This is a genomic window from Enterobacter sp. SA197, from assembly GCF_054131575.1.
This window is the reverse complement of record NZ_CP096393.1, coordinates 865,339-888,988: the sequence shown is the minus strand read 5'-3', so window position 1 is coordinate 888,988 and position 23,650 is coordinate 865,339. Positions and strand designations below refer to the sequence as shown.

Annotated in this window: 18 protein-coding genes; 9 read left to right on the top strand and 9 right to left on the bottom strand. The window is 56.0% G+C overall.

Going from position 1 to position 23,650, the window contains the following annotated elements; genetic code table 11:
• Positions 1-76: 76 nt before the first annotated feature.
• Both degP and dgt read right to left on the bottom strand, forming a co-directional pair.
• On the bottom strand, positions 77-1,513 hold the full coding sequence (gene degP, locus M1D91_RS04025; protein ID WP_437433365.1) for a serine endoprotease DegP: 1,437 nt from the start codon (positions 1,511-1,513) through the stop codon (positions 77-79).
• Positions 1,514-1,649: 136 nt separating this feature from the next.
• Complete coding sequence (gene dgt / locus M1D91_RS04020; protein ID WP_437433366.1) at positions 1,650-3,164, bottom strand: dGTPase; 1,515 nt, start codon at positions 3,162-3,164, stop codon at positions 1,650-1,652.
• Between the two features lie 108 nt (positions 3,165-3,272).
• On the opposite strand from dgt, the gene mtnN reads away from it, so the two are divergent.
• Genes mtnN through M1D91_RS04005 form a run of 3 tightly spaced genes read left to right on the top strand, consistent with a single transcriptional unit; the run spans position 3,273 to position 5,402 of the window.
• Positions 3,273-3,971 (top strand): 5'-methylthioadenosine/S-adenosylhomocysteine nucleosidase, encoded by a 699-nt coding sequence (gene mtnN, locus M1D91_RS04015; protein ID WP_437433367.1) that lies wholly within the window; start codon positions 3,273-3,275, stop codon positions 3,969-3,971.
• Complete coding sequence (btuF, locus tag M1D91_RS04010; RefSeq protein WP_437433368.1) at positions 3,964-4,764, top strand: vitamin B12 ABC transporter substrate-binding protein BtuF; 801 nt, start codon at positions 3,964-3,966, stop codon at positions 4,762-4,764. Before mtnN ends, btuF begins: the two co-directional genes overlap by 8 nt.
• Before the next feature lie 14 nt (positions 4,765-4,778).
• On the top strand, positions 4,779-5,402 hold the full coding sequence (locus M1D91_RS04005; protein WP_437433369.1) for a TRIC cation channel family protein: 624 nt from the start codon (positions 4,779-4,781) through the stop codon (positions 5,400-5,402).
• A gap of 44 nt (positions 5,403-5,446) precedes the next feature.
• On the opposite strand, the gene erpA is transcribed toward M1D91_RS04005, so the two are convergent.
• Entirely contained in the window at positions 5,447-5,791 is a 345-nt protein-coding gene (gene erpA / locus M1D91_RS04000; protein ID WP_437433370.1) for an iron-sulfur cluster insertion protein ErpA, read from the bottom strand.
• Between the two features lie 192 nt (positions 5,792-5,983).
• Between erpA and hemL the strand changes: the two genes are divergently transcribed.
• Positions 5,984-7,264 (top strand): glutamate-1-semialdehyde 2,1-aminomutase, encoded by a 1,281-nt coding sequence (gene hemL, locus M1D91_RS03995; protein WP_437433371.1) that lies wholly within the window; start codon positions 5,984-5,986, stop codon positions 7,262-7,264.
• Between the two features lie 512 nt (positions 7,265-7,776).
• Here hemL and fhuB read toward each other — a convergent pair.
• The 6 genes from fhuB to hrpB form a co-directional block, all read right to left on the bottom strand.
• The gene (gene fhuB, locus M1D91_RS03990; protein WP_437433372.1) at positions 7,777-9,759 is read right to left on the bottom strand and encodes a Fe(3+)-hydroxamate ABC transporter permease FhuB; all 1,983 of its coding nucleotides are present in this window, start codon (positions 9,757-9,759) and stop codon (positions 7,777-7,779) included.
• The gene (fhuD, locus tag M1D91_RS03985; RefSeq protein WP_437433373.1) at positions 9,756-10,646 is read right to left on the bottom strand and encodes a Fe(3+)-hydroxamate ABC transporter substrate-binding protein FhuD; all 891 of its coding nucleotides are present in this window, start codon (positions 10,644-10,646) and stop codon (positions 9,756-9,758) included. Before fhuD ends, fhuB begins: the two co-directional genes overlap by 4 nt.
• The gene (fhuC, locus tag M1D91_RS03980) at positions 10,646-11,443 is read right to left on the bottom strand and encodes a Fe3+-hydroxamate ABC transporter ATP-binding protein FhuC (protein ID WP_437433374.1); all 798 of its coding nucleotides are present in this window, start codon (positions 11,441-11,443) and stop codon (positions 10,646-10,648) included. Before fhuC ends, fhuD begins: the two co-directional genes overlap by 1 nt.
• A gap of 47 nt (positions 11,444-11,490) precedes the next feature.
• Positions 11,491-13,743: a ferrichrome porin FhuA gene (fhuA, locus tag M1D91_RS03975; RefSeq protein WP_437433375.1), complete on the bottom strand. Its 2,253-nt coding sequence runs from the start codon at positions 13,741-13,743 to the stop codon at positions 11,491-11,493.
• Positions 13,744-13,999: 256 nt separating this feature from the next.
• On the bottom strand, positions 14,000-16,540 hold the full coding sequence (gene mrcB / locus M1D91_RS03970; protein WP_437433376.1) for a bifunctional glycosyl transferase/transpeptidase: 2,541 nt from the start codon (positions 16,538-16,540) through the stop codon (positions 14,000-14,002).
• 182 nt (positions 16,541-16,722) lie between these two features.
• Positions 16,723-19,152, bottom strand: a complete 2,430-nt coding sequence (gene hrpB / locus M1D91_RS03965; RefSeq protein ID WP_437433377.1) for an ATP-dependent helicase HrpB — start codon at positions 19,150-19,152, stop codon at positions 16,723-16,725.
• Between the two features lie 141 nt (positions 19,153-19,293).
• Here hrpB and thpR point away from each other — a divergent pair, with 141 nt between their 5' ends.
• From thpR to pcnB, 5 genes are all read left to right on the top strand, one after another.
• The gene (gene thpR / locus M1D91_RS03960) at positions 19,294-19,824 is read left to right on the top strand and encodes an RNA 2',3'-cyclic phosphodiesterase (RefSeq protein ID WP_437433378.1); all 531 of its coding nucleotides are present in this window, start codon (positions 19,294-19,296) and stop codon (positions 19,822-19,824) included.
• Positions 19,825-19,836: 12 nt separating this feature from the next.
• On the top strand, positions 19,837-20,541 hold the full coding sequence (gene sfsA, locus M1D91_RS03955) for a DNA/RNA nuclease SfsA (RefSeq protein ID WP_437433379.1): 705 nt from the start codon (positions 19,837-19,839) through the stop codon (positions 20,539-20,541).
• A 173-nt stretch (positions 20,542-20,714) separates the two neighbouring features.
• On the top strand, positions 20,715-21,170 hold the full coding sequence (dksA, locus tag M1D91_RS03950) for an RNA polymerase-binding protein DksA (protein WP_007373199.1): 456 nt from the start codon (positions 20,715-20,717) through the stop codon (positions 21,168-21,170).
• A 126-nt stretch (positions 21,171-21,296) separates the two neighbouring features.
• Positions 21,297-22,193: a tRNA glutamyl-Q(34) synthetase GluQRS gene (gene gluQRS, locus M1D91_RS03945; RefSeq protein WP_437433380.1), complete on the top strand. Its 897-nt coding sequence runs from the start codon at positions 21,297-21,299 to the stop codon at positions 22,191-22,193.
• Positions 22,194-22,247: 54 nt separating this feature from the next.
• A complete protein-coding gene (pcnB, locus tag M1D91_RS03940) occupies positions 22,248-23,642 on the top strand; it encodes a polynucleotide adenylyltransferase PcnB (RefSeq protein ID WP_437433401.1) in 1,395 nt (464 codons plus the stop codon).
• Positions 23,643-23,650 lie beyond the last annotated feature (8 nt).

The window sequence follows — 23,650 nt, the reverse complement described above, 5'->3', positions numbered from 1 at the left end:
GTATGGAGTTGTGGAAGGCCTCACAGAATCTGCGGGAAGCCCTCTCCCCCCGGACGGGAGAAGAGGGTTAAAGCGGTTACTGCATGAGCAGGTAGAGAGAGGAGTCACCGCGCTGAATGTTCAGGGCCAGCACGGAAGGTTTGCTGTCGAGAATTTTACGCAATTCGCCCAGGTTCTTAACCGGTTGCTGGTTAGCACCAATAACCACATCACCTTTCTTAAGACCAATGCGCGCAGCCGGTGTGTTGGCTTTAACTTCATTGACCACCACGCCTTCATCTTTGCCTTTGTTACTCATTTCAGCGCCTTCGATCCCGCTGAATACCGTAGCCGCTTCTGCTGACGCCTGGCTACCCTGTTGCAGTTCAATGCTTACATTCACAGGTTTGCCATCACGCACCAGGCCGAGCGTTACTTTACTGCCAATCGGCATAGATCCGACTTCCGCACGCAGGGCAGCGAAGCTGGCAATAGGCTTACCGTTGAGGGAGGTGATCACATCGCCTGCTTTCACGCCAGCTTTCGCGGCCGCAGAGTTTGGCATGACCTGGCTGACAAACGCCCCACGCTGCGCGTCCACTTTCATGGCTTTCGCCAGCTCTGAGTTGAGCTCAGTGCCCATGATCCCCAGCTCACCACGCCGTACCTGGCCATATTGCACCATCTGCGCCGTGAGGTTTTTCACCATATTGCTCGGAATAGCAAAACCAATCCCAATGTTGCCACCGTCAGGGGCCAGAATCGCGGTGTTAATACCGATCAGCTCACCGTTCAGGTTGACCAGCGCTCCCCCGGAGTTACCCCGGTTAATGGCAGCATCGGTCTGGATAAAGTTCTCATAATTCTCAGCATTCAGACCGCTGCGTCCCAGTGCTGACACAATACCCGAAGTCACGGTTTCACCCAGACCAAACGGGTTGCCGATAGCGACCGTATAGTCACCGACGCGCAGCGCGTCAGAGTCCGCTAACTGGATAGCCGTCAGGTTCTTAGGATCCTGAATTTGAATCAGTGCGATATCAGAGCGCGGATCTTTGCCAACAACTTTCGCATCGAATTTACGCCCGTCGCTCAACTGCACCTTAATGGTTGTGGCGTTGTCCACAACGTGGTTATTGGTAACCACGTAGCCTTTTGCTGCATCAATGATCACCCCGGACCCCAGCGCCATAAATTTTTGCTGCTGTCCGCCACCCTGACCTCCCGGTCCGCCCTGCCCACCCTGGCAGAATGGTGAACTCTGGAAGGGCGATCCCTCCTGGCAGAACGGGGAGTCATCACCAAAGAACTGCTGGAAGTTGCGCGGCATACGCGGCGTGTTGACCGTGGTGCTGCCTTCAACATTAATACTCACCACGGAAGGCATCACTTTTTCAAGCATTGGGGCAAGGCTTGGAAGCTGCTGAGACGTGGCTGCTGACGATGCCGTCTCTGCCGCCAAGGAAGATACCGGGATCAGCGCCAGACTTAAGCTCAGCGCCAGAGCACTCATTGCTAACGTAGTTTTTTTCATGTCTCTCAATCTCTTTACTGATAACGCAAAACGGCTGTGTATGTGTCACTCAGAGTCGTTTTATAACGTGAAGTTCCGGGATTAAGTTTTTGGAAAAAGTAAAAATTTATTGGTGGTCTTTACAATTCCCGACTCGTTATTCCACGGCCATCAGGCGGCGGTATTCATCCCATGCATATAAATCTGTCATGCCACTGATATAGTCCTGGATTAAACGGCAGCGATGGTAATATTCCATTACCGGATACTCTGGGTCCTCCGAGGATAATTTACTTACCGCTTCAACGTAGGCCAGTCGATGGCGGGTTGAAAGCTTTTGCAGTAAGCGCGATTCAATAGGCAAACGGCGTAGACGCTCCTTTTCTACAAGCTCTGAAAAATCTGCGAGCGATAATTGCAGCAGAGGGCGGTATATCTCCAGTAACCCGCTAATCACGCGATACCCCTGTAATTCCAGCTGTTCAACATCCGGGTGGCTGAACACCTCTTTTATGGCGACGTTTTTATATAATTCAAGGAGCTGGCTGTAATCGCTGTCGTCCTCCAGCAGCGCGTGATTAAATTCTCCCCGGTAAATCTGCGCCAGATTTTCGATAAAGCGTTGTGCCGCGTAGGGCACAAGTTTATTTAAGGTGTTGACCCGTAAATACATAAAAAACTGATCTTCAGCACTGCGGCTTAGCGTATTGGCGCGGGATTTCTCCCAGGCATTTTCCACCACCTGAGAAAAGAGCGAACCTTTTGCGTGATTGCCCCAGGCGTCATAAAGATGCTGGTAAAGTTGTTCAACGGTGAAAATGCGTTTCTCAACCGCATCTTCAAGATCGGCCACGCAATAGGAGATGTCATCCGCCGCCTCCATAATCCACGTCAATGGGAAACGACTGTATGTCTCCAGGTTTAATTCTTTACGCAAGCGGGCAACGTAAGCTTCTTCTGACAAATAAAAACCGGGTTTTTTCATTAAATAGCTGTGGGTTGCCAGAGGCTCACCCGCCCACCACGCCGGACGCGTGTATTTTAGAATACAGCCCACCTGCGCCCAGGTAAGATTCATGCGCATTAAGGTATGCACCAGGCGAATCCCCTGCGCATTGCCCTCAAAATGGCTTAAATCCTGACGCACCTTACGGCGTAACGCATTCAGACTCTCCTCGCCCTCCCGCAGGCGAAGCGTGACCACTTCGCAACGATCATCCGTCAGCGGCTGACTGGCGGCATCATCGGGGGCAAGGCGCTGACGAAACCAGTCATTGATGGCCGCCTCGCCAAAGTGACCAAACGGCGGATTACCAATGTCGTGCATCAGGCACGCCATCTCAACGATACTTTCAAAAGGGCCCGTCAGTTCATCAAGTCCGTAGGTTTCGAGCAGGCGCATCTCTTTCAGGCGACTCAAAATTTCTTTGGCGATGTAGCGTCCGACCTGCTGAACCTCAAGCGAGTGGGTCAAACGCGTGCGCACTGCCGCGTTGCGTTCAAGGGGGAAAACCTGGGTTTTTTGCTGCAGACGACGAATGGCTGCCGAATTGATGATGCGACCACGATCGCTTTCGAAAATGCGCAGGATTTCACGTTCAGTTTTCACCCCCTGCGGGGAGCGATAGCGACGGTGCCAGTTTATTTTTTTTCGAAAATCGATCTCACTCATTGCCGCTCCTGTCTGCGAGGCGTCACGGGATGTCATGCAATTCTGTATGCCATGATAGACTATGACCTGTAAACGTAACCCTGTCTTATCACTTTAGCGAGTATCTCCATGAAAATTGGCATTATTGGTGCAATGGAAGAAGAAGTTACGCTTCTGCGTGACAAAATCGACAATCGACAGACGCTCTCCCTGGGCGGCTGTGAAATTTACACCGGTACGCTCAATGGCGCAGAAGTGGCCCTGCTGAAATCCGGTATTGGCAAGGTGGCAGCTGCGATGGGGGCGACCCTGCTGCTGGAGCGCTGCAAGCCAGACGTGATTATCAATACCGGTTCAGCGGGCGGCCTGGCCTCCACGCTGAAAGTGGGTGATATCGTGGTTTCCGACGAAGCGCGCTATCACGATGCGGATGTTACCGCGTTTGGCTACGAGTTCGGTCAGCTTCCTGGCTGCCCGGCCGGTTTCAAAGCCGATGAAAAACTGATTGCTGCGGCAGAGAGCTGCATTAACGCGCTCAATCTCAACGCCGTGCGTGGTCTTATCGTCAGCGGCGATGCCTTTATCAATGGTTCAGTCGCGCTGGCAAAAATCCGCCATAACTTCCCGCAGGCTGCCGCCGTCGAAATGGAAGCCACGGCGATTGCGCATGTTTGCCATAATTTTGGCGTCCCGTTTGTGGTCGTTCGCGCCATCTCCGACGTGGCCGACCAGCAGTCCCACCTGAGCTTTGATGAGTTCCTGGTGGTTGCGGCGAAACAGTCCAGCCTGATGGTTGAGACGCTGGTGCAGAACCTGACGCGTGGCTAACTCTTTTTTCAGGGCGCTGGCCGCCCTGTTCCTTCTTCTCCCCGTGTGGCTCTCTGCCGCGCCGCGGGTCATTTCTCTCTCTCCTGGCAATACGGAACTGGCTTTCGCCGCAGGCATTACGCCGGTAGGTGTGAGCAGCTATTCTGATTTCCCTGCTGAAGCTGCCAGCATTGAACAGGTTGCCACCTGGCAAGGTATGAACGTTGAACGCATCGTGGCGCTGAAACCCGATGTGGTGCTCGCCTGGCGCGGAGGCAACGCTGAGCGCCAGGTCGATCAGTTGGGTCGGCTCGGCATTACGGTCAAGTGGATAGATGCCGTAACCATTGAACAGGTCGCCGGGGCGCTTGCGCAACTGGCCCAGTACAGCCCTACCCCTGAAAAGGCGACGCAGGCTGCGGATGCGCTTCTGGCGCAATATGATGCGCTGAAAAAACAGTATGCCGGTCAGACGAAAAAACGTGTTTTCCTGCAATTTGGCGGCGAGCCCCTTTTCACCAGCGGCAAAGGCTCACTGCAAAATGAGGTGCTGGAGCTGTGCGGCGGGGAAAACATCTTTGCCGCCAGCCGGGTGCCCTGGCCGCAGGTCAGCCGTGAGCAGGTACTGGCACGCCAGCCGCAGGCTATTGTGGTGGCGGGAGGTGCAGGCGAGATTCCTAAAATTGAGCAATTCTGGCACAAACAGCTCGCCATTCCGGTGATTCCGCTTACCAGTGACTGGTTTGAACGCGCCAGCCCGCGTATTATCCTCGCCGCTCAACAACTCTGCTCTGCCCTTGCGCAGGTGAAATAACCGGGGATTGAACCATGCTTGTCTATTGGCTGGATATTGTCGGCACCGCTGTTTTTGCAATATCAGGTGTATTACTCGCCGGCAAGCTCCGGATGGACCCCTTTGGCGTTCTTGTACTCGGCGTTGTGACGGCAGTCGGCGGCGGCACTATTCGCGATATGGCGCTCGCTCACGGCCCGGTGTTTTGGGTGAAAGATCCTACCGACCTGGTGGTTGCGATGGTCACCTGTATGCTAACCATTTTGCTGGTGCGCCAGCCGCGCCGCCTGCCGAAATGGGTTTTGCCGGTGCTGGATGCCGTTGGACTGGCGGTGTTTGTCGGCATCGGGGTTAATAAAGCTTTTCTGGCTGGCACCGGCCCGATGGTAGCGATTTGCATGGGCGTGGTTACCGGGGTTGGTGGCGGGATTATTCGCGATGTCCTGGCGCGGGAAATCCCGATGATCCTGCGAACGGAGATTTACGCGACGGCCTGTATCGCAGGCGGAATCGTACATGCCACGGCTTATTATACTTTTGCTATGCCGCTGGAAGCCGCCAGTATGGTCGGAATGGTAGTCACGCTGGCCATTCGACTGGCCGCTATTCGCTGGCACCTGAAACTGCCCACCTTTGCGCTGGACGAGAATGGCAGATAACAAAAAGCCGTGTCAGTGACACGGCTTTTTTTGCATCCTTAACCTCAGATGCTGAAGGAGGAACCGCAGCCGCAGGTGCTGGTCGCATTCGGGTTTGTAACCACGAAACGCGAGCCCTCAAGGCCTTCGGTATAATCGACCGCACCACCGACCAGATATTGCAGGCTCATCGGGTCAACAACCAGACCCACGCCCTGCTTCTCGATAGTCATGTCGCCATCGTTAACTTGATCGTCAAACGTGAAACCGTACTGGAAGCCGCTACATCCACCGCCGGTGATGTAGACACGCAGTTTCAGGTTTGGATTCTCTTCATCTGCGATCAGATTTTTTACTTTGCTGGCGGCTGCGTCCGTAAACTGCAGCGGCAGCACTACATCATCACTCATCTTTTGCTCCCATTCATACTGCGATCTGGGCAAATAATGACCCGATCATTTTGGCTATTATCCATCACTGCTACTAATCCTTCAAGTCTTCTCCCCTCGCCTTGTCTATCCTTTCCGTGCGCAAAACTTTGGTAACGATCGCCTGATCCCTTAGAATGCCCTCTACTTTCGAAAATTCACCAGGAACGATTTATGAGTAAGTCAGAAAACCTCTACAGCGCCGCCCGCAAACTTATTCCGGGAGGCGTGAACTCCCCGGTTCGTGCTTTTACCGGCGTAGGCGGTACACCGCTGTTTATTGAGCGTGCTGACGGCGCTTATCTTTATGACGCCGATGGCAAAGCCTACATCGACTACGTCGGCTCCTGGGGTCCGATGGTGTTGGGTCACAACCACCCGGCGATTCGCAACGCCGTGATTGAGGCGGCTGAACGCGGTCTGAGCTTTGGCGCGCCGACAGAGATGGAAGTCAAAATGGCGGAGCTGGTGACTGAACTGGTGCCGTCGATGGACATGGTGCGTATGGTTAACTCCGGCACCGAAGCCACCATGAGCGCCATCCGCCTGGCGCGCGGTTTTACCGGCCGGGACAAAATCATCAAGTTTGAAGGCTGCTACCACGGCCACGCCGACTGCCTGCTGGTGAAAGCCGGTTCCGGCGCGTTGACCCTGGGCCAGCCAAACTCACCGGGCGTACCGGCTGATTTCGCCAGACACACCCTGACCTGTACCTATAACGATCTTGACAGCGTGCGTGAAGCTTTCGCGCAGTATCCGCAGGAGATTGCCTGCATCATCGTTGAACCGGTTGCCGGCAACATGAACTGCATTCCGCCGAAAGAGGGCTTCCTGCAAGGGCTGCGTGCGCTGTGCGATGCGTCTGGCGCGTTGTTGATTATCGATGAAGTCATGACCGGTTTCCGCGTGGCCCTGGGTGGCGCGCAGGCTTATTACGACGTCACCCCTGACCTCACCTGCCTTGGAAAAATCATCGGCGGCGGTATGCCGGTGGGTGCCTTTGGTGGTCGTCGCGACATTATGGACGCGCTGGCTCCGACCGGCCCGGTCTACCAGGCGGGTACGCTTTCCGGTAATCCGATTGCGATGGCGGCAGGTTATGCCTGTTTGACCGAGGTGTCGCAGGTGGGCATTCATGAAACATTGAATGACCTGACGGCACTGCTGGCTGACGGTCTGATTGATGCCGCTCGCGGCCAGAATATCCCGCTGGTGGTCAACCATGTGGGCGGCATGTTCGGTCTGTTCTTTACCGATGCGCCGGAAGTGACCTGCTACCAGGACGTGATGGCCTGCGACGTTGAGCGCTTCAAGCGCTTCTTCCATTTGATGCTGGAAGAAGGGGTCTACCTGGCACCCTCTGCCTTCGAAGCGGGCTTTATGTCTGTCGCCCATAGCGAAGAGGACATTCGCAATACCGTAGACGCCGCACGTCGGGTGTTCGCGAAGCTGTAAGCGGTAGCATCAGGCCAGATTTGTGCGGCCTGATGCACTCACCCCGGCCCTTTCTCACTGGGCTAAGGGATCCCCACAAAAAGATGCGAGCACGGACAATCCCCTCGCCCCACCGGGGAGAGGGTTAGGGTGAGGGGAAACATGCGGCTCTGAGGGTCATTCCGTTCACCTTATGTTCCTTGCTTGTCTGTAACGACAGAACCCGTGAACGTGCCAGAGGGTTTCACCGCCACCACCCTGGCGACCCGGGCTCCCGGCCTAAGAAAATCGCCGCTGGCGCGGTCCACTTAGCATCTCCTTCAGGCTTATCGGGGACGGGCGGAGGTAACGTCCCTGTAAATCCGCCCTCGCCGCGCATCCCTGCGCGTCGCCCCGGCCTTACGGATACGCGTCGTCGATTTTCAGCCGGACCCTGTCATCGCGATGAGTGTTTTATTCTCATGGCGCAGTAATATCGCTGTAAGTCGTAACATTACTGGGGATCCCTCTCCCACCGGGAGAGGGATGACGTATTAACGACTCTGCTTTCTCAGCAAATAGATAAAGTACGGCGCGCCGATAAAGGTCGAGAGTAAACCTGCCGGAATCTGATACGGGAACATCATCATCCGGCCACACCAGTCCGCAAACACCAGCAGTAACCCGCCAACCAGCGCCGAGATAACAAGGTGCGGCATCGTACGCCTGAAACCCATCATACGTGCAATATGCGGGGCCATGAGGCCGATAAAGCTCAGCGGGCCAATGGTCATGGTTGCCGTGGCGGTGAGACAGGCTGCCAGCAGTAACAGCGCGATGCGGGATGAGGTGAGCGCTAACCCCACCGAACGCGCCGTTTCGCCTCCCAACGGCAGTACCGTCAGCCAGCGGCGACACAGTGGCACCATCGCCAGCAGGACTATCATCGCAAGGCCCGTGCGGGACACTTGCTCCCAGGTTGCTCTGTAGGTCGAGCCGGAGATCCAGGTCAGGATCTGCGCCATACGGGGATCGCCACTTGCCTGCAGCATCATCAGTAACATCGTGAACGCCGTACTGAGCGCCATCCCGGCCAGCAACATCCGGTGGGGTGAAAAACCGCCGCGCCCGGCGGCGACCATGATGACGAGCAGCGTGGCGGCCGCCCCGATGCTCCCGGCGGGCATCAGCCAGCCAAAAGCGTTACCGGGTACAAAGAAGAGCATCACGACGATCCCAAACGCGGCACCTGAGCTGATACCCAGCACTTCCGGACTCGCCATCGGATTACCAGTGAGGCGCTGAATAATACATCCGGCCACCGCCAGCATCATGCCGGCGGTTAACGCAGCCGCGATGCGCGGCATACGCCACTGCATCATTTCCTCAAGCACCGTGCCGCTTATCCAGCGCCAGCCTTCGGCATCGCGCCCGAAGGAGAGCGCCACCAGAATTCCCAGCAGCAGAACCGTCACCCCTGCAAGGGCAAACCACTGCACATTTCCGCGCTCGTTGGGTACGTTGTCCCCAGCGTCCATTGATGGCGCGCTCATACTGCGTAAACGTGGCAGCAGCCAAAGCAGGAGAGGTGCGCCAGTCAGCGCCGTAACCGACCCAGTGGAGACTTCCATCCACACACGGGTCAGCCACAAAACAAGCTGGTCGGAGAGCCAAAGGATGAGCGCACCAATGAGCGGGGCCAGCATCAAGCGGGTCAGCAAACGTCTTGCGCCGAGCATTTTCGCCAGTAAAGGGGCAAACAGACCGATAAAACCAATAATCCCCACGGCGTTGACCAATAACGCGCTCAGCACAATCGCCAGGGTTAATGCGCCCAGACGCGCCAGTGACAGCGCCAGCCCAAGGTTTCGCGCTACGCCATCATCCAGCCCCATCAGGGTCAACGGACGTAGCAGCAGCAGCGTGAGCACCACGCCGCCAAGGAGTTGCGGCCAGAGACGCTCAACGCCGCTCCAGTCGGTTTGTGTTAGCGTACCGGTGCTCCAGAGGAACATGCTTTGCAGTTGCTCATGATGGAAAAGTACCAACAGTTGGTTTATCGCCCCGCAGTAAAGGCTCACGACCAGCCCCGCCAGAATCAGCGTGACCGGTGAGAGACGTTTACCCCAGGCAACGCCAAACACCAGTGCCCCCACCACACAGGCACCGGCAAGGGCAGCAAATTGCGTGGTTAAGGCCCCCGGCAGAGCCCAGAGCGTAGTAATGGTAATGCCCAGTTGCGCACCGGTGGAGACGCCAAGCGTCGTCGGTTCCGCCAGCGGGTTACGTAGCACCTGCTGAAAAAGTACCCCCACCAGACCAAGCCCTGCCCCCACCAGCAATGCGATCGCCAGGCGTGGCAGCAGGCTGTAATGAAACAGCATCTGTTCGATGACGTTGATATCCGGCGCAGTGCTGGCCTGCGCCCACTGCGCCCGGGGCAGCGCGGCACTGAAATTCATCCACGTCAGCCAGATGCCCGCCATGAAGAGTATCGAGAGCACAATGGCTGGAAAGAGAGCAATACGGTTTTTCATGCTTTTCCCCCCAGCGCGTTATCCAGTACGCGAACGAAGTGCATCGCCGAAAGGGTTGCGCCATAGAACCATACCGCAGGGACGCGCTGAAAACGCCCGGCACGCACGAACGGCATCGCCTGCCACAATGGCGTCGCCATCAGCTTACGCATCTCTGCGTCATTGCCGTGGTCAAAGCACACTACATCCGCATCCTTAAAGATGGCCAGCCGGTCAATGCCCACCGAGGTACTGCCCCAGAAGGTGGTTTCCCCCTGCCAGGCATTGCGGATACCAAACTCATCCAGCACTTCCTGGAACAGACAGTTTTGCGTAAACACCAGCATATGGCGCGCATCCAGCAGCGTCACCATGAGCAGGGGGCGCTCGCCGCGTCCGGAAAAATGGGGTTTTCGGCTCTCCATGAAGCGGTCAAATTCAGCCAGATGCTTTTCTGCCGCGGCATTCATATTAAAGAGTTGGGCCATGTCGGTAAGCGACTGCCGTGCCGTTGCCAGCGGTTTTTTACCATCGCTGAAACTAAAACCCCGCCCCGGCGCAATTTTTGCCAGCACCTCCGCAGAGGGCCCATAACCTGCAGACCAGAGAAGGTACGAAGGCTTCATTTGCGTCAACAGTTCAAGGTTCGGTTCGGTACGCAACCCGACGTCAATCACCCCTTCAGGGAGGGCGGGCTCATTGACCCACAAGGTGTAATTGGGAATATCGCAGATCCCGTAAGGTTTAATGCCCAGCGCCAGCATCAACTCAACCGGCAGCCATTCAAGCCCCACAATTCGCTGCGTATCGATAGCGGCCGCCTGCGCACTGCGCATCTGCCATAACAAAGGGGAAAGTGCCATCATCGTCAGCAGACGGCGACGGCTAATCTGATTAAAACCGGCCATCAGTAGACAAAGCTCACCGGTGCTGCCCCGGACGGGTGAGGCAGTATGCCCATCGGAATACCGTAAATTTGCTCCAGGGTTTCGGCGCGCATAAGCTCATCCGGCGTACCCTGCGCAATTTTTTCGCCCCCGCGAAGGGCGACAAGGTAATCACAATAACGCGCGGCCATATTAATATCATGAAGTACAGCTATCACCGTCAGGCCACGCTGTTGGCTCAAACGGTGCACCAGCGCCAGCACATCTACCTGATGGGCGATGTCCAGCGCGGAGGTGGGTTCATCCAGCAACAGGCAGCGGCTGTCCTGCGCCACCAGCATCGCAATCCACGCACGCTGGCGTTCACCACCAGACAGGCTATCCACCAGTCGATGGGCAAGCGGTTTAAGCCCCACCAGCGAAATCGCCTCTTCCACTTTCTCACGATCGGCCACCCCAAAGCGCCCCAGCGCGCCGTGCCACGGGTAACGTCCAATTGCCACCAGTTCACGTACGGTCATCCCCTCAGCCTGCGGCAGCTGCTGCGGCAGATAAGCGACTTTGCGGGCAAAGGATTTGCTGTTCCAGCTTTCGAGCGGTTGCCCGTCGAGCAGCACCTCTCCCCCGGATGGGGGTTGATGGCGACCCAGCATTTTAAGCAAGGTGGATTTACCGGAACCGTTATGCCCTATCAGCCCCGTCACTTTACCGACCGGAAAGGTCAGCGAAAGCGGATGAAGGAGCGTTCGACCAGGCACACGGAAGGTGACGTCAAGGAGTTGAAATGTTGTGTCGGGAAGCGCGATCTTTTCCTGCATAAGAGCCAACTTGTAAATGGGCACGGCGAACCGTGCCCGAAGAGAGATTAGAAGCGGAAGGTTGCTGTCGCCACCACCTGACGCTCAGCGCCCCAGAAGCAGCCGTACGAGTTAAAGCAGCTGGCAACGTATTCACGATCGAACAGGTTATTCACGTGTACCGCCACGTTAGAGCCCGCCAGACCCACACGTGCCAGGTCATAACGTACCAGCGCATCAACGAGGGTATAGCTACCCACCCTGAAGCTGTTCGCCGGGTCACCCTGGCTGGAACCGGTGAAGCGCGCGCCTGTGCCCAGCGTCAGGCCAGACAGTGCGCCATCATAGAAGGTGTAATCGCCCCATGCAGAAGCCATATGTTTAGGCACCTGGGCGGGCGTATTGCCTTTGTAGCTGGTGTCGGTGGTGTACTCAGCCTCGGTGTAGGTGTAAGAACCCACCACGTTGATGCTGGCAGAAAGGGCGGCTTTCGCTTCAATCTCTGCACCACGCGCACGGATTTCCCCGCCTTCAACAGACCAGGAAGAGCCTGCCGGGTCGGCCATCAGGTTGTTGGTTTTGGTCAGCTGGTATAAGGCACCGGTCAGCACAATCGGCCGATCTTTTGGTACGTACTTCACGCCCGCTTCATACTGCTTGCCTTTAGAGGGGGCAAAAATCGCGCCATCAGCACCGGTGGTCGATGCCGGCTCGAAAGATTCGCTGTAGCTGAAGTACGGCGTGACGCCGTTATCAAACAGGTAGTTTACACCGCCGCGCCAGGTGAACTGATTATCATCACGTGATGGATGCGTACCGTAGTCACGGTTCAGGGAATCCTGTTTCGCCCAGTCGTAGCGGCCACCCAGCGTGACCAGTACCTTATCCCACTGCGCCTGATCCTGCGCATACACACCGGTCTGTTGCTGTTTCAGCAGGATACGGTAAGGACCAGACGGGCCATCGTGCGCAGCAAAGTCATAATCGCTGCGATCAAGATTGTAGATATCTGAAGGGGCAACAGAACCTGCATAGCCAAAGTACGAGTCGATATCATTACGCATGCGCATAAAGTCAACGCCGGTCAACAGCGTATGATCGATGGCACCGGTCGCAAATTTACTCTGCAATTGGGTATCGACAGTAAAGGTCTGCAATTTTTCGCGGTCAATCACGTACTGGCGGGTCAGCGTATGATCCCATTCAGAGGAGGCGATGCCTGCACAAGGGCTTGTGGACGGATTACTGGAGTAGAGCTTATCGGAACACATCCCGTAGCCGTAGACGCTGTTCTGCGCCACTTTGTTCTCTGCAAAGCGCAGGTTCTGACGCATGGTGAAGGTGTCATCAAAGCCGTGTTCGAAGCTGTAGCCCACCATTTTCTCATTACGAGAGTAGGTGTTGTTTTCAGCACCTTCGTTAAAGTCGCGGGATAAACGCTTACCGTTCGGCAGCGGTTGAACCGTCCCTTCTTTTGGCAGCCAGCCGTAATAACCGGTATCCGGCTCGTTCTGGAAATAAGAGAGGAAGGTGAAATTGGTTTTGTCATCAGGACGCCAGCTAAACGATGGCGCGATAGTATAACGCTGCTCTTTTGCCCCTTCCTGCTGGGCAGTGGCGGAGCGTGCCAGCCCGGTTAAACGATAGGAGTAAACACCGTCGTCATCCAGCGCATCGCTGAAATCAAAGCCGGTCTGGTAGAGATTATCGGTGCCCATTTTGAACTGCACTTCGTACAGCGGCGTCGTGGTGGGACGCTTGCTCACCATGTTCAGCAACCCACCGGGGCTGCTCTTGCCGTACAGCACGGAAGAGGGGCCACGCAGGACCTCAGCACGTTCGAGCATGTAAGGATCAATCACCGCGTCGTTATAGAAGTTGCCCTGCATCTTCATACCGTCGAGGTAGTTGTTCTGGCTCTGTCCATCAGCGGCAAAACCACGAATGATCAGGTAATCATAGGTGTTAGACGCGCCGCGCGTCCCCACGGCCACACCCGGCGTATAGCTTAATGCCTCTTTAACCGATTTTGGCTGGTGTAGCGCCATCTCTTCGCTGGTTACCACTGAGACAGACTGCGGTGCCTTCTCAATAGAGGTATCCGTTTTAGTCGCCGTTGCGGATTGGCGTGCGGCAATCGTCGCAGCCGGTCCCCACGCGCTCTCTTGTGGCGCGGCGGCGGCACTTACGTTGATGGTATCTTCTTTTTGGGTTGTAGCAGCCTGTGCATAAACAGACATGCCGCTAACCGCTGTGGCTACAACTACTGCGATTTTACGCAGTGAACTGTTGACTGGCTGAGCAGTTTTTAGACGCGCCATTATTTTTTCTCTGACGATGAGTGAATGATAACGTAAACGATAATTATTATTATGACGGCAGCATAATATGCGAAGGATTGTCAGCATAGCAAGCGATATGCGGCCCTGACCGACAGAGGGGATGAAGAAATAACCAGATGAAATGTGGGGCGTTAATAAAGAAGGATCGGGTGGTTACATCGAGGTAACAGAGCGGTTTATCGGGTCGGGTTTATCGCCCAAAAAACCCCCAGCCTGACGGCTGAGGGTCATAAGGTTAGTTACTGCCGAACATATCCTTAATCCAGCCCGCAACACCATCGCTCTTCTCTTCCTGCTGTGGCGGTTGCTGCTGCTGTTGCTGTTGCTGCGGCGCAGACTGATTAAACGGATTGCCCTGCTGTTGCTGCTGCTGTTGTTGCTGCATGAGCATTTGACTTTGCTGACACAGCGCATCCGGATTGGTCGTCCACACCGGCAGCGAGCGGACGCCACCGCCTCCACAGATGAAGTTACCCATCTCATCCACGCTCAGGGTGGTGATATCTTCGGGCGGCGTCAGATCCAGAGGAATAGGCAACTGATTTGCCAGATAGCGCTGGTAAATGGCCATTGCCCCGCTTGCCCCGTAGAGTTTGGTCGGCTGGTTGTTATCCCGCCCAACCCAGGTAATGGTCACTTCACGCCCGTCAATACCGGCAAACCAGGTATCCACATTGTTGTTGGTGGTGCCGGTTTTACCCGCCAGATGCAGATTTGGGTATTTCGCTCCTAACTGACGGCCTGTACCACGCTGTATTACCTGCTGCATGGTCCATAGCGTCATATAGGCGGCCTGGGCCGGCACTGCCCGCTCAGACTGCGGGAAGCTCTGATAGAGCACCGTCCCATCTTCTGCAATCACAGAGCGCAGCGCAGATAAGGTGGCACGGTTACCGCCGCTGGCGATGGTCTGGAATGCCTGCGCCACTTCAATCGGGGTCAGGTTAAGCGCACCAAGTAGCATTGACGGGTTCGCCGTTAACTGATCTTTTGGCGCGCCCAGCTTCAGCCAGGTATCGGTCACCGCAGGCAGACCCAGTGCCATACCCAGGTTAACGGTTGGCACGTTCATCGAACGGGTAAGCGCATCGACCAGCATCACCTGGCCGCTAAACCGATGATCATCGTTCTGGGGTGCCCACACCTGACCATTAGAAAGGCGCAGCGAGATAGGGGCATCAGCAATCGAGGTGTTCAGACGGTACTTATCCGGCTGGCTCAGCGCCGTCAGGTAGGTTGCTGGCTTCGCCAGAGAACCAATGGAGCGGCGCGCCTGCATCGCACGGTTATAACCCGCAAACTGCGGCGTTGATCCACCGACCATCGCACGGACCTCACCGCTAAAGCGGTCTACCACGACCATTGCGGTTTCAAGATCGTCCAGTTTGCGCTGTTTAATCAGCGCCGGAATCCCCTCCACCGCCGCTTTTTCAGCTGCATCCTGAGCCAGGGAGTCAAAGGTGGTGAAGATCTTCACGCCTGAGAGATCCTTCACTTTGTCACCAAGCTTCGCCTGCAACTCCTGACGCACCATCTGCATAAAAGCAGGCTGTGGGGAGATAACGCCACCGCGCGGCTGAACGCCAAGCGGACGGGCACTGAGCATATCGTACAGCTCCTGATCGATCACCTTCTGCTCTTGCATCAGGCGCAGTACCAGGTTACGACGTTCGAGGGCCAGTTTCGGGTTACGCCACGGGTTGTAAATAGACGCACCCTTCACCATCCCCACCAGCATCGCCTGCTGATCAAGGCTCAGTTCTTCCACCGGGCGACCAAAGTAGTACAGGCTCGCCAGCGGGAAACCACGGATCTCGTTGTCACCGCTCTGCCCGAGATACACTTCGTTCATATACAGTTCAAGAATACGATCCTTGCTGTATCGGGCATCCATAATGAGCGCCATCAAGGCTTCATTGGCCTTACGCCAGTATGAGCGCTCGCTGCTCAGGAAGAGGTTTTTCACTAACTGTTGCGTCAGCGTACTTGCCCCCTGCACGGTACGGCCGGCAGTCAGGTTCGCCAGTACCGCACGGCCAATAGAGTAGAAGCTGATGCCATCGTGTTCATAGAAGTGACGGTCTTCGGTCGCCAGTAACGTATCCACCAGCAGATCCGGGAAACCACTACGCGGCACAAACAGACGCTGCTCACCGTTAGGTGAAGAGAGCATCGTAATGAGGCGGGGATCGAGACGGAAGAAACCGAACTGACGGTTGCTGTCCATGTTCTCGATAGTATCCAGCCGGTTGCCGTCAAAGGTCAGACGTGCGCGGACCTGCCCTTCTTTACTGTCCGGGAAATCGAACGGGCGACGGATCATCTCAATGCTTTTGGCCTGCACGGTAAATTCGCCAGGCCGCGTCATTTTGGTTACCTGGCGGTACTGCGTCGACTCAAGCAGTTTTACCATCTCATTTTTGCTGACGGGCATATCAGGTTCGAGGTTGACCATACGGCCATACACTGCTGCCGGAAGCTGCCAGACTTTGCCATCAATACGGGCACGGATCTTCTGGTCGAGATACACCCCATAGATGGCTAACAGGACCGCGCCGATAAGACAAATTTTAAACAGCAGCCATAACCAGCGGCGTTTCTTCCGCGGCTTGCCGCCCCGGCCCTTTCCTTTGCGTGGGGCTGACACCTCTTCGCTATCCTCATCGTCGTAGTCGTCGTATTCCTCTTCTCTGGCGCGACGACGACTGATTTTCTCTTTTGCCGGACGTGTGTTTCTGCTCTTACGTCCAATTGGCTCGCGGTCATTCCCCGCCATGCTCTCTCTCTCCGCAACATTCAGGCGCAAAGGCCCGATTCTCAGTTCTTGCTCCAGGTGGAGGAAGAAGATATCTCTCAAAACAAACAGCAGATTTCCTCCAGGAGAAAATCTTTTAAGCTTTTCCCCCTCTCCTCGCAGGAGAGGGTTGGGGCGCGGGCATCAGACCGCACCTCCGTACATCAGGAATACTTTTTTGTACGCCGGGTCGGCGCCGTATTCGCAGGATCGTCAGGCCAGACGTGCTTCGGATAGCGCCCCTTCATCTCCTTTTGCACCTCGCGATACGCCCCCTGCCAGAATGCCGCCAGGTCGCGGGTAATTTGCAGCGGCCGCTGGGCTGGCGACAACAGCTCAAGCACCAGCGCGATTCGCCCTCCCGCAAGTGAAGGCGTTGTGGCCTCGCCAAACATCTCCTGCATACGTACCGCCAGTGCCGGAGGATTATCCTCATGATATCGAATAGCAATCCGGCTTCCTGTCGGCACAGTGTAATGCGCTGGCAACGAACTCTCCAGCTGTTGCCGTAAAGGCCAGGGCAGCCAGGCGAGTAACGCGCCATGAAGGTCCAGCGCCTTAAGGGCACGCAGTGAATGCACGCCATCCATATGCGGCAGCAACCAGCTCTCAAGGTTAGCCAGTAATGAGGCATCATCGACCGCTGGCCACGCAACTTCAGGCAGCCATTTTGCTGCGCAATGTAACCGCAGCCGCAGTTGAGTTGCTTCTGGTGTCCAGTTAAGGACATCCAGCCCCTTCTCACGAATGCCGTTAAGCATTGCCTGGTGCAGCACCTTTTCTGACGGTTTCGAGAGCGGTTGCACCTTGACCGTAAGCTGACCAATCTGGCTACGGCGCAAGGCTTTTAATGTTCCCTGCGCATCATCCCACTCCACCGTATCGGCGTGCTGCAAAATGGCCGGACACGCGGCGACCAGCGCATCAATATCCAGCGGCAACGCCAGCAATATACGGGCATCGGGGGAGTGACTTCCCTGCAAAAGCAGTGGTGCCAGCAGCCATTCATGGCGGTTAAGCGCATCATCAGCATCGAGCATAGCGCCCATGCCGTTTGCCAGCTGGTAGCGTCCGTCCAGCCCGCGTCGCCGCGCAATCCGGTCAGCAAACGCGCGCGCCAGTAAAGGGGCCAGTAGGCTACTGTCCGCCTCGCCATCGGTGGCCTTCAGGCGGCGGGTCAACTGACGGGCACGCTGCTGCCACTGCGGTTGATGCCGGGCAAATGCCGCACTCAAATCCCTGTTTGCGCTGCGTGGAGGTTCTTCAAGGATGGCCGTCACCTTCGCCGCCGTGGCTATTTCATCGGCATTCTGAGCACTGGCCAGCATAGCGGCAAGCCGCGGATCGTTACCTGTCGCCGCCATTTTCTGCCCGAAGACAGATAAACGTTCACCGTCCAGCGCTCCCAGTTGCGTGAGCAACTTACGCGCGGCGGCAAGATGATGAGCAGGGGGCAAATCCAGCCAGCGCAGCTGGCCAGGATCCTGGCATCCCCACTGTAACAACTCCATCAGCAGGCCCGATAAATCGCGTTGCAGGATCTCTGCATCCGCCTGTGCCGCTGCCCGTTCTGCCTGCTCTTTACTGATAAGGTGTAAACAGATCCCCGGTTGTAGACGCCCGGCGCGTCCTGCGCGCTGCGTCATCGACGCCTGGCTCACGCGCTGGGTCACCAGTCTGGTCAGTCCCGTCCGGGGATCAAAACAGGCTACCCTTTCCTGAGCCGAATCCACCACCAGGCAGATCCCTTCAATGGTCAGGCTGGTTTCCGCAATATTGGTCGCCAGTACCACTTTGCGCAGCCCGGCCGGAGCAGGCAAAATCGCTTTACGCTGTTCATTTAGCGGCAATGCGCCATACAGCGGGCAGAGCAGAACGTCGCTCCCTACTCTGCCGGAGAGCTGCTCCTGAACGCGCTCTATTTCACTCACCCCCGGTAGAAAGAGCAGTAGCGAGCCCGTCTGTGTACGCAGCAGATCCGCGACCGCGGATGCGACAGCATCGTCAAAACGCTGATGCGTATTCAGCGCCTGGTAACGACGTTCCACCGGGTACAGGCGACCTTCAGAGACAATGAGTGGCGCCTCGGGCAGCAGTGTTTTTAACCGGTTGTTATCAAGGGTGGCCGACATTACCAGCAATTTAAGGTCATCGCGCAGACCCTGCTGGACGTCCAACAGAAGCGCCAGCGCCAGATCGGCCTGCAGGCTACGTTCATGAAATTCATCCAGGATCACCATATCAACACCGCTGAGCTCAGGATCCTGTTGGATCATGCGCGTCAGGATCCCTTCGGTGACCACCTCCAGCCGGGTCTGCGGCCCGACACAGGTTTGTGACCGCATACGATAACCGACCGTTTCACCTGGCTGCTCATTGAGCTGCTCGGCCAGCCGCTGCGCCACGTTGCGCGCCGCCAGTCTTCGCGGTTCGAGCAGCAGAATACGCCCGCTGTTTTTGCACTGCTGCAATAACTGAAGCGGCAACCAGGTCGATTTCCCTGCGCCTGTAGGGGCGATGAGTAACACCTGCGGCGCCTGGTGTAAGGCGGTTAACAGATCGGGCAGTACGGCGGCAACCGGCAAAGAGGACACGCAAGGCTCCAGTGAAATGACGTTGAACTATAGCAGAGGCCGGCAATTGTACATGAACTCGATGCGGTTGCAGTGCTCTGAAATTTGCGGGTTAGGGTCGGGGGCGGTAGCATCGCCGGAGATATTTACGGAGAGTCAGCTATGCACGAATCGAAAAGGCTGTTTTTTGCCCTCGAACTGCCTGATGCAACGCGTCGGGACATCGTACGCTGGCGAGCAGAACATTTTGCCCAGGATGCGGGCCGACCAGTAGCCGCCGCGAATCTTCACCTGACGCTGGCCTTTCTGGGGGAAGTCAGTCACGAGAAACAACACGCGCTGGAAGCGATGGCCGGACGCATTACGCAACCTGGTTTTACGCTGCGACTGGATGATGCCGGCCAGTGGTGGCGCTCTCGCGTGGCGTGGCTCGGGTGTCGTCAGCCTCCGCGCGGGTTGATTCAGTTAGCCGATATGCTGCGCGCGCAGGCCTCGCGCAGCGGCTGCTACCAAAGCCCAACGCCTTTCCACCCCCACATCACGCTGCTACGTGATACCCGCAATGCAATGGCGCTTCCTCCGCCGGGCTTCAACTGGTCTGTTCCGGTGAACGAGTTTGCGTTGTATGAATCGCAGTTTAGCGGTGGTCGCGTGCGTTACACCGTACTCAACCGCTGGACGTTAAAAACATAACAAGGACCGCTCATGGAGTTTTCCCCTGCCCTGAAGCCCGCCACGCTAATTCAGCGCTATAAACGTTTTCTCGCCGATGTCATCACCCCGGATGGCGAAACGCTAACTATCCATTGCCCTAATACCGGGGCAATGACCGGCTGCGCAACGCCTGGGGATACGGTCTGGTATTCGACATCAGAAAATACTAAACGCAAATATCCTTACACCTGGGAATTAACTCAAACGCTTAATGGTGCCTGTATTTGTGTTAATACGCTGAGGGCAAATAGCCTGACTAAAGAAGCGATTATGCAGGATCGTCTACCTGAACTGACCGGCTATAGCGTGCTAAAAAGCGAAGTAAAATATGGCTCTGAAGCCAGCAGAATTGATTTCCTGTTACAGGCAGAGGATCGCCGCAACTGCTATATTGAAGTGAAATCAGTGACGCTCGCCGAAGAAAGGAACGGTTTTTTCCCGGATGCGGTTACCTTACGCGGTCAAAAGCACCTGCGTGAGTTAATGGGCGTAGCGGCCAACGGCGAACGTGCCGTTATCCTCTTCGCCGTTCTGCATTCAGCCGTTGAACATTTCTCCCCCGCGCGCCATATTGATGAGCAATACGCACGATTATTAAATGACGCACACCGTCAGGGCGTAGAAATTCTGGCTTATAAAGCGGAACTTTCTGCTAAAAATATGACTCTGAGATTTCCGCTCCCCTTCGCGTTATGAAGGAAAACAATGATTATTTAGTGTTCTGGTCGCGTGCGCAAATACGCTTTTCTTCACAGGCTTGTCAAGTGTTACGTTTAGATATTTGCCATCCTGAAAAGCATCTGCTATTTATAGCGGCCTGATTTTCCCCCGAACACGGGGATCGATAGTGCGTGTTAAGGAGAAGCAACATGCAAGAAGGGCAAAACCGTAAAACATCGTCCCTGAGTATTCTCGCCATCGCTGGGGTGGAGCCGTATCAAGAGAAACCGGGCGAAGAGTATATGAACGAAGCCCAGCTGGCGCACTTCAAGCGTATTCTTGAAGCGTGGCGTAATCAACTTAGGGATGAAGTCGATCGCACCGTCACCCATATGCAGGATGAAGCGGCAAACTTCCCGGACCCGGTAGACCGCGCGGCCCAGGAAGAAGAGTTTAGCCTCGAACTGCGTAACCGTGACCGCGAGCGTAAACTGATTAAAAAGATCGAAAAAACGCTGAAAAAAGTGGAAGACGAAGACTTCGGCTTCTGCGAATCCTGCGGCGTAGAGATTGGCATTCGTCGCCTGGAAGCGCGTCCAACAGCCGACCTCTGCATCGACTGTAAAACCCTGGCTGAAATCCGCGAAAAACAGATGGCGGGTTAAGTTTTCTGATGACCGACAGCCGGTCATCTCTCTGTTGGCGCAGCGCTGTTCCCGGCCTGCGCCTTCACTTCAGGCTGTGCTATAGTCGGGACAATTTTTCCGCTATCGATGCTTTTCGCTTTCACCATGTCTGAACCTCGCTATACAGGACGCTTTGCGCCATCACCCTCTGGTGAACTTCATTTCGGCTCCCTTATTGCCGCCCTCGGCAGCTATCTGCAGGCTCGCGCCAACCACGGCGTATGGCGGGTTCGCATTGAAGATATCGACCCGCCACGCGAAGTCCCCGGCGCTGCAGATACTATTTTGCGCCAGCTTACCCACTATGGTCTGCACTGGGATGGCGAGGTGCTCTGGCAATCACAGCGTCACGAGGCATACCGCGAAGCGCTCGCCTGGCTTAAGGCGCAAAACCTGAGCTATTACTGCACCTGTACCCGTGCGCGCATCCAGCGTGTGGGGGGATTTTACGATGGACATTGCCGCACGCTGAATCAGGGCCCGGACCATGCCGCCGTCCGCCTGTTGCAACACCATCCGGTGACCCATTTTCATGACAAGCTGCGCGGCGATATTCATGTCGATCCGCATCTGGCCCGTGAAGATTTTATTATCCACCGCCGGGATGGTCTGTTTGCCTACAACCTCGCCGTCGTGGTCGATGACCACTTTCAGGGGGTAACGGAGATCGTGCGCGGTGCGGATTTAATTGACCCTACGGTAAGGCAGCTTTCGCTTTATCAGCACTTTGCCTGGCCTGCTCCCGGTTACATTCATCTACCGCTGGCGTTAAATGCACAAGGGGACAAGCTCTCCAAGCAAAACCATGCGCCCGCCTTGCCTGGCGGCGATCCGCGCCCCATAATAATCAGGGCGTTACAATTCTTAAACCAGAACGCAACAGAAGAATGGCAGGACCTCAGCATCGAGGATTTACTCTCTCGCGCAGTCGCAAACTGGACGCTTTCCCGGGTGCCAGATGCAGTGGATGTGAATACATCATTCTCAAACGCTTCGCGCTGAGCTATGATTAGCCGCTATTTTTTTGTCCTGACGTTTGACACTACGAGGTGCACTATTTTTACCCGAGTCGCTAATTTTTGCCGTAAGGTGCTTAGCCGCGAAGAAAGCATGGTCGTTGAGGCTACTGTACAACCTCAGATGACGGTTATTCCGCGTGAGCAGCACGCTATCTCCCGCAAAGATATCAGTGAAAACGCGCTCAAAGTGCTCTATCGGCTGAACAAAGCGGGTTACGATGCCTACCTTGTGGGTGGCGGGGTGCGTGACTTGCTCCTGGGCAAGAAACCGAAAGATTTTGATGTCACCACCAGCGCTACGCCGGATCAGGTACGTAAGCTGTTCCGCAACTGCCGCCTGGTTGGCCGCCGTTTCCGCCTGGCTCACGTGATGTTTGGCCCGGAAATCATCGAAGTCGCCACCTTCCGTGGCCATCATGAAGAGGCCGCATCTGACCGCACCACGTCACAGCGCGGGCAAAACGGTATGCTGTTGCGTGACAACATCTTTGGTTCCATTGAAGAAGATGCGCAGCGCCGCGACTTCACCATCAATAGCCTTTATTACAGCGTTGCCGATTTTACCGTCCGCGATTATGTCGGCGGCATGCGTGACCTGGAAGATGGCGTTATTCGTCTGATTGGCAACCCGGAGACCCGCTATCGGGAAGATCCGGTGCGCATGCTGCGTGCTGTTCGCTTTGCGGCCAAACTGGGTATGAGCATCAGCGCGGAAACAGCTGAACCCATTCCACGGCTGGCAACGCTGATCAACGACGTGCCGCCTGCGCGTCTGTTCGAAGAGGCACTTAAGCTGCTGCAAGCTGGTTATGGCTTCGACACCTACACGTTGCTACGCGAATACAATCTATTCCAGCCTCTTTTCCCGACCCTCTGCCGCTACTTCACTGAAAACGGTGACAGCGCGATGGAGCGTATCATCGCGCAGGTGCTTAAAAATACCGACACCCGCATTCACAATGATATGCGCGTTAATCCGGCCTTCCTGTTCGCCGCTATGTTCTGGTACCCCTTACTGGAAACTGCCCAGCGTATCGCGCAGGAGAGTGGACTGGCCTATTACGATGCCTTTGCGCTGGCCATGAATGATGTTCTCGATGAGGCCTGCCGTACGCTGGCTATTCCTAAGCGCATCACGACGCTTGTGCGTGATATCTGGCAGCTACAGTTACGCATGTCCCGTCGCCAGGGTAAACGTGCCTGGAAACTGATGGAACATCCTAAATTCCGGGCCGCTTACGATCTGCTCGCGCTCAGGGCCGAAATTGAGCGCAACGCTGAGCTACAGCGTCTGGCGAAATGGTGGGGCGAATTTCAGGTTTCCGCGCCACCGGATCAAAAAGAGATGCTCGACGATCTGGGTGATGAGCCCGCCGCGCGTCGTCGCCACCGTAGGCCGCGTAAGCGCGCGCCACGGCGCGAAAGCGCATAATTCGTTTG

Bases quoted from the DNA above. Each gene is read 5' to 3' on its own strand.
- mrcB (WP_437433376.1), bottom strand. From the start codon at position 16,540: ATGGCGGGGAATGACCGCGAGCCAATTGGACGTAAGAGCAGAAACACA.
- M1D91_RS04005 (WP_437433369.1), top strand. From the start codon at position 4,779: ATGCTTGTCTATTGGCTGGATATTGTCGGCACCGCTGTTTTTGCAATA.
- fhuC (WP_437433374.1), bottom strand. From the start codon at position 11,443: ATGCAGGAAAAGATCGCGCTTCCCGACACAACATTTCAACTCCTTGAC.
- erpA (WP_437433370.1), bottom strand. From the start codon at position 5,791: ATGAGTGATGATGTAGTGCTGCCGCTGCAGTTTACGGACGCAGCCGCC.
- degP (WP_437433365.1), bottom strand. From the start codon at position 1,513: ATGAAAAAAACTACGTTAGCAATGAGTGCTCTGGCGCTGAGCTTAAGT.
- fhuB (WP_437433372.1), bottom strand. From the start codon at position 9,759: ATGAAAAACCGTATTGCTCTCTTTCCAGCCATTGTGCTCTCGATACTC.
- sfsA (WP_437433379.1), top strand. From the start codon at position 19,837: ATGGAGTTTTCCCCTGCCCTGAAGCCCGCCACGCTAATTCAGCGCTAT.
- mtnN (WP_437433367.1), top strand. From the start codon at position 3,273: ATGAAAATTGGCATTATTGGTGCAATGGAAGAAGAAGTTACGCTTCTG.
- fhuD (WP_437433373.1), bottom strand. From the start codon at position 10,646: ATGGCCGGTTTTAATCAGATTAGCCGTCGCCGTCTGCTGACGATGATG.
- dksA (WP_007373199.1), top strand. From the start codon at position 20,715: ATGCAAGAAGGGCAAAACCGTAAAACATCGTCCCTGAGTATTCTCGCC.
- dgt (WP_437433366.1), bottom strand. From the start codon at position 3,164: ATGAGTGAGATCGATTTTCGAAAAAAAATAAACTGGCACCGTCGCTAT.
- gluQRS (WP_437433380.1), top strand. From the start codon at position 21,297: ATGTCTGAACCTCGCTATACAGGACGCTTTGCGCCATCACCCTCTGGT.
- thpR (WP_437433378.1), top strand. From the start codon at position 19,294: ATGCACGAATCGAAAAGGCTGTTTTTTGCCCTCGAACTGCCTGATGCA.
- fhuA (WP_437433375.1), bottom strand. From the start codon at position 13,743: ATGGCGCGTCTAAAAACTGCTCAGCCAGTCAACAGTTCACTGCGTAAA.
- hemL (WP_437433371.1), top strand. From the start codon at position 5,984: ATGAGTAAGTCAGAAAACCTCTACAGCGCCGCCCGCAAACTTATTCCG.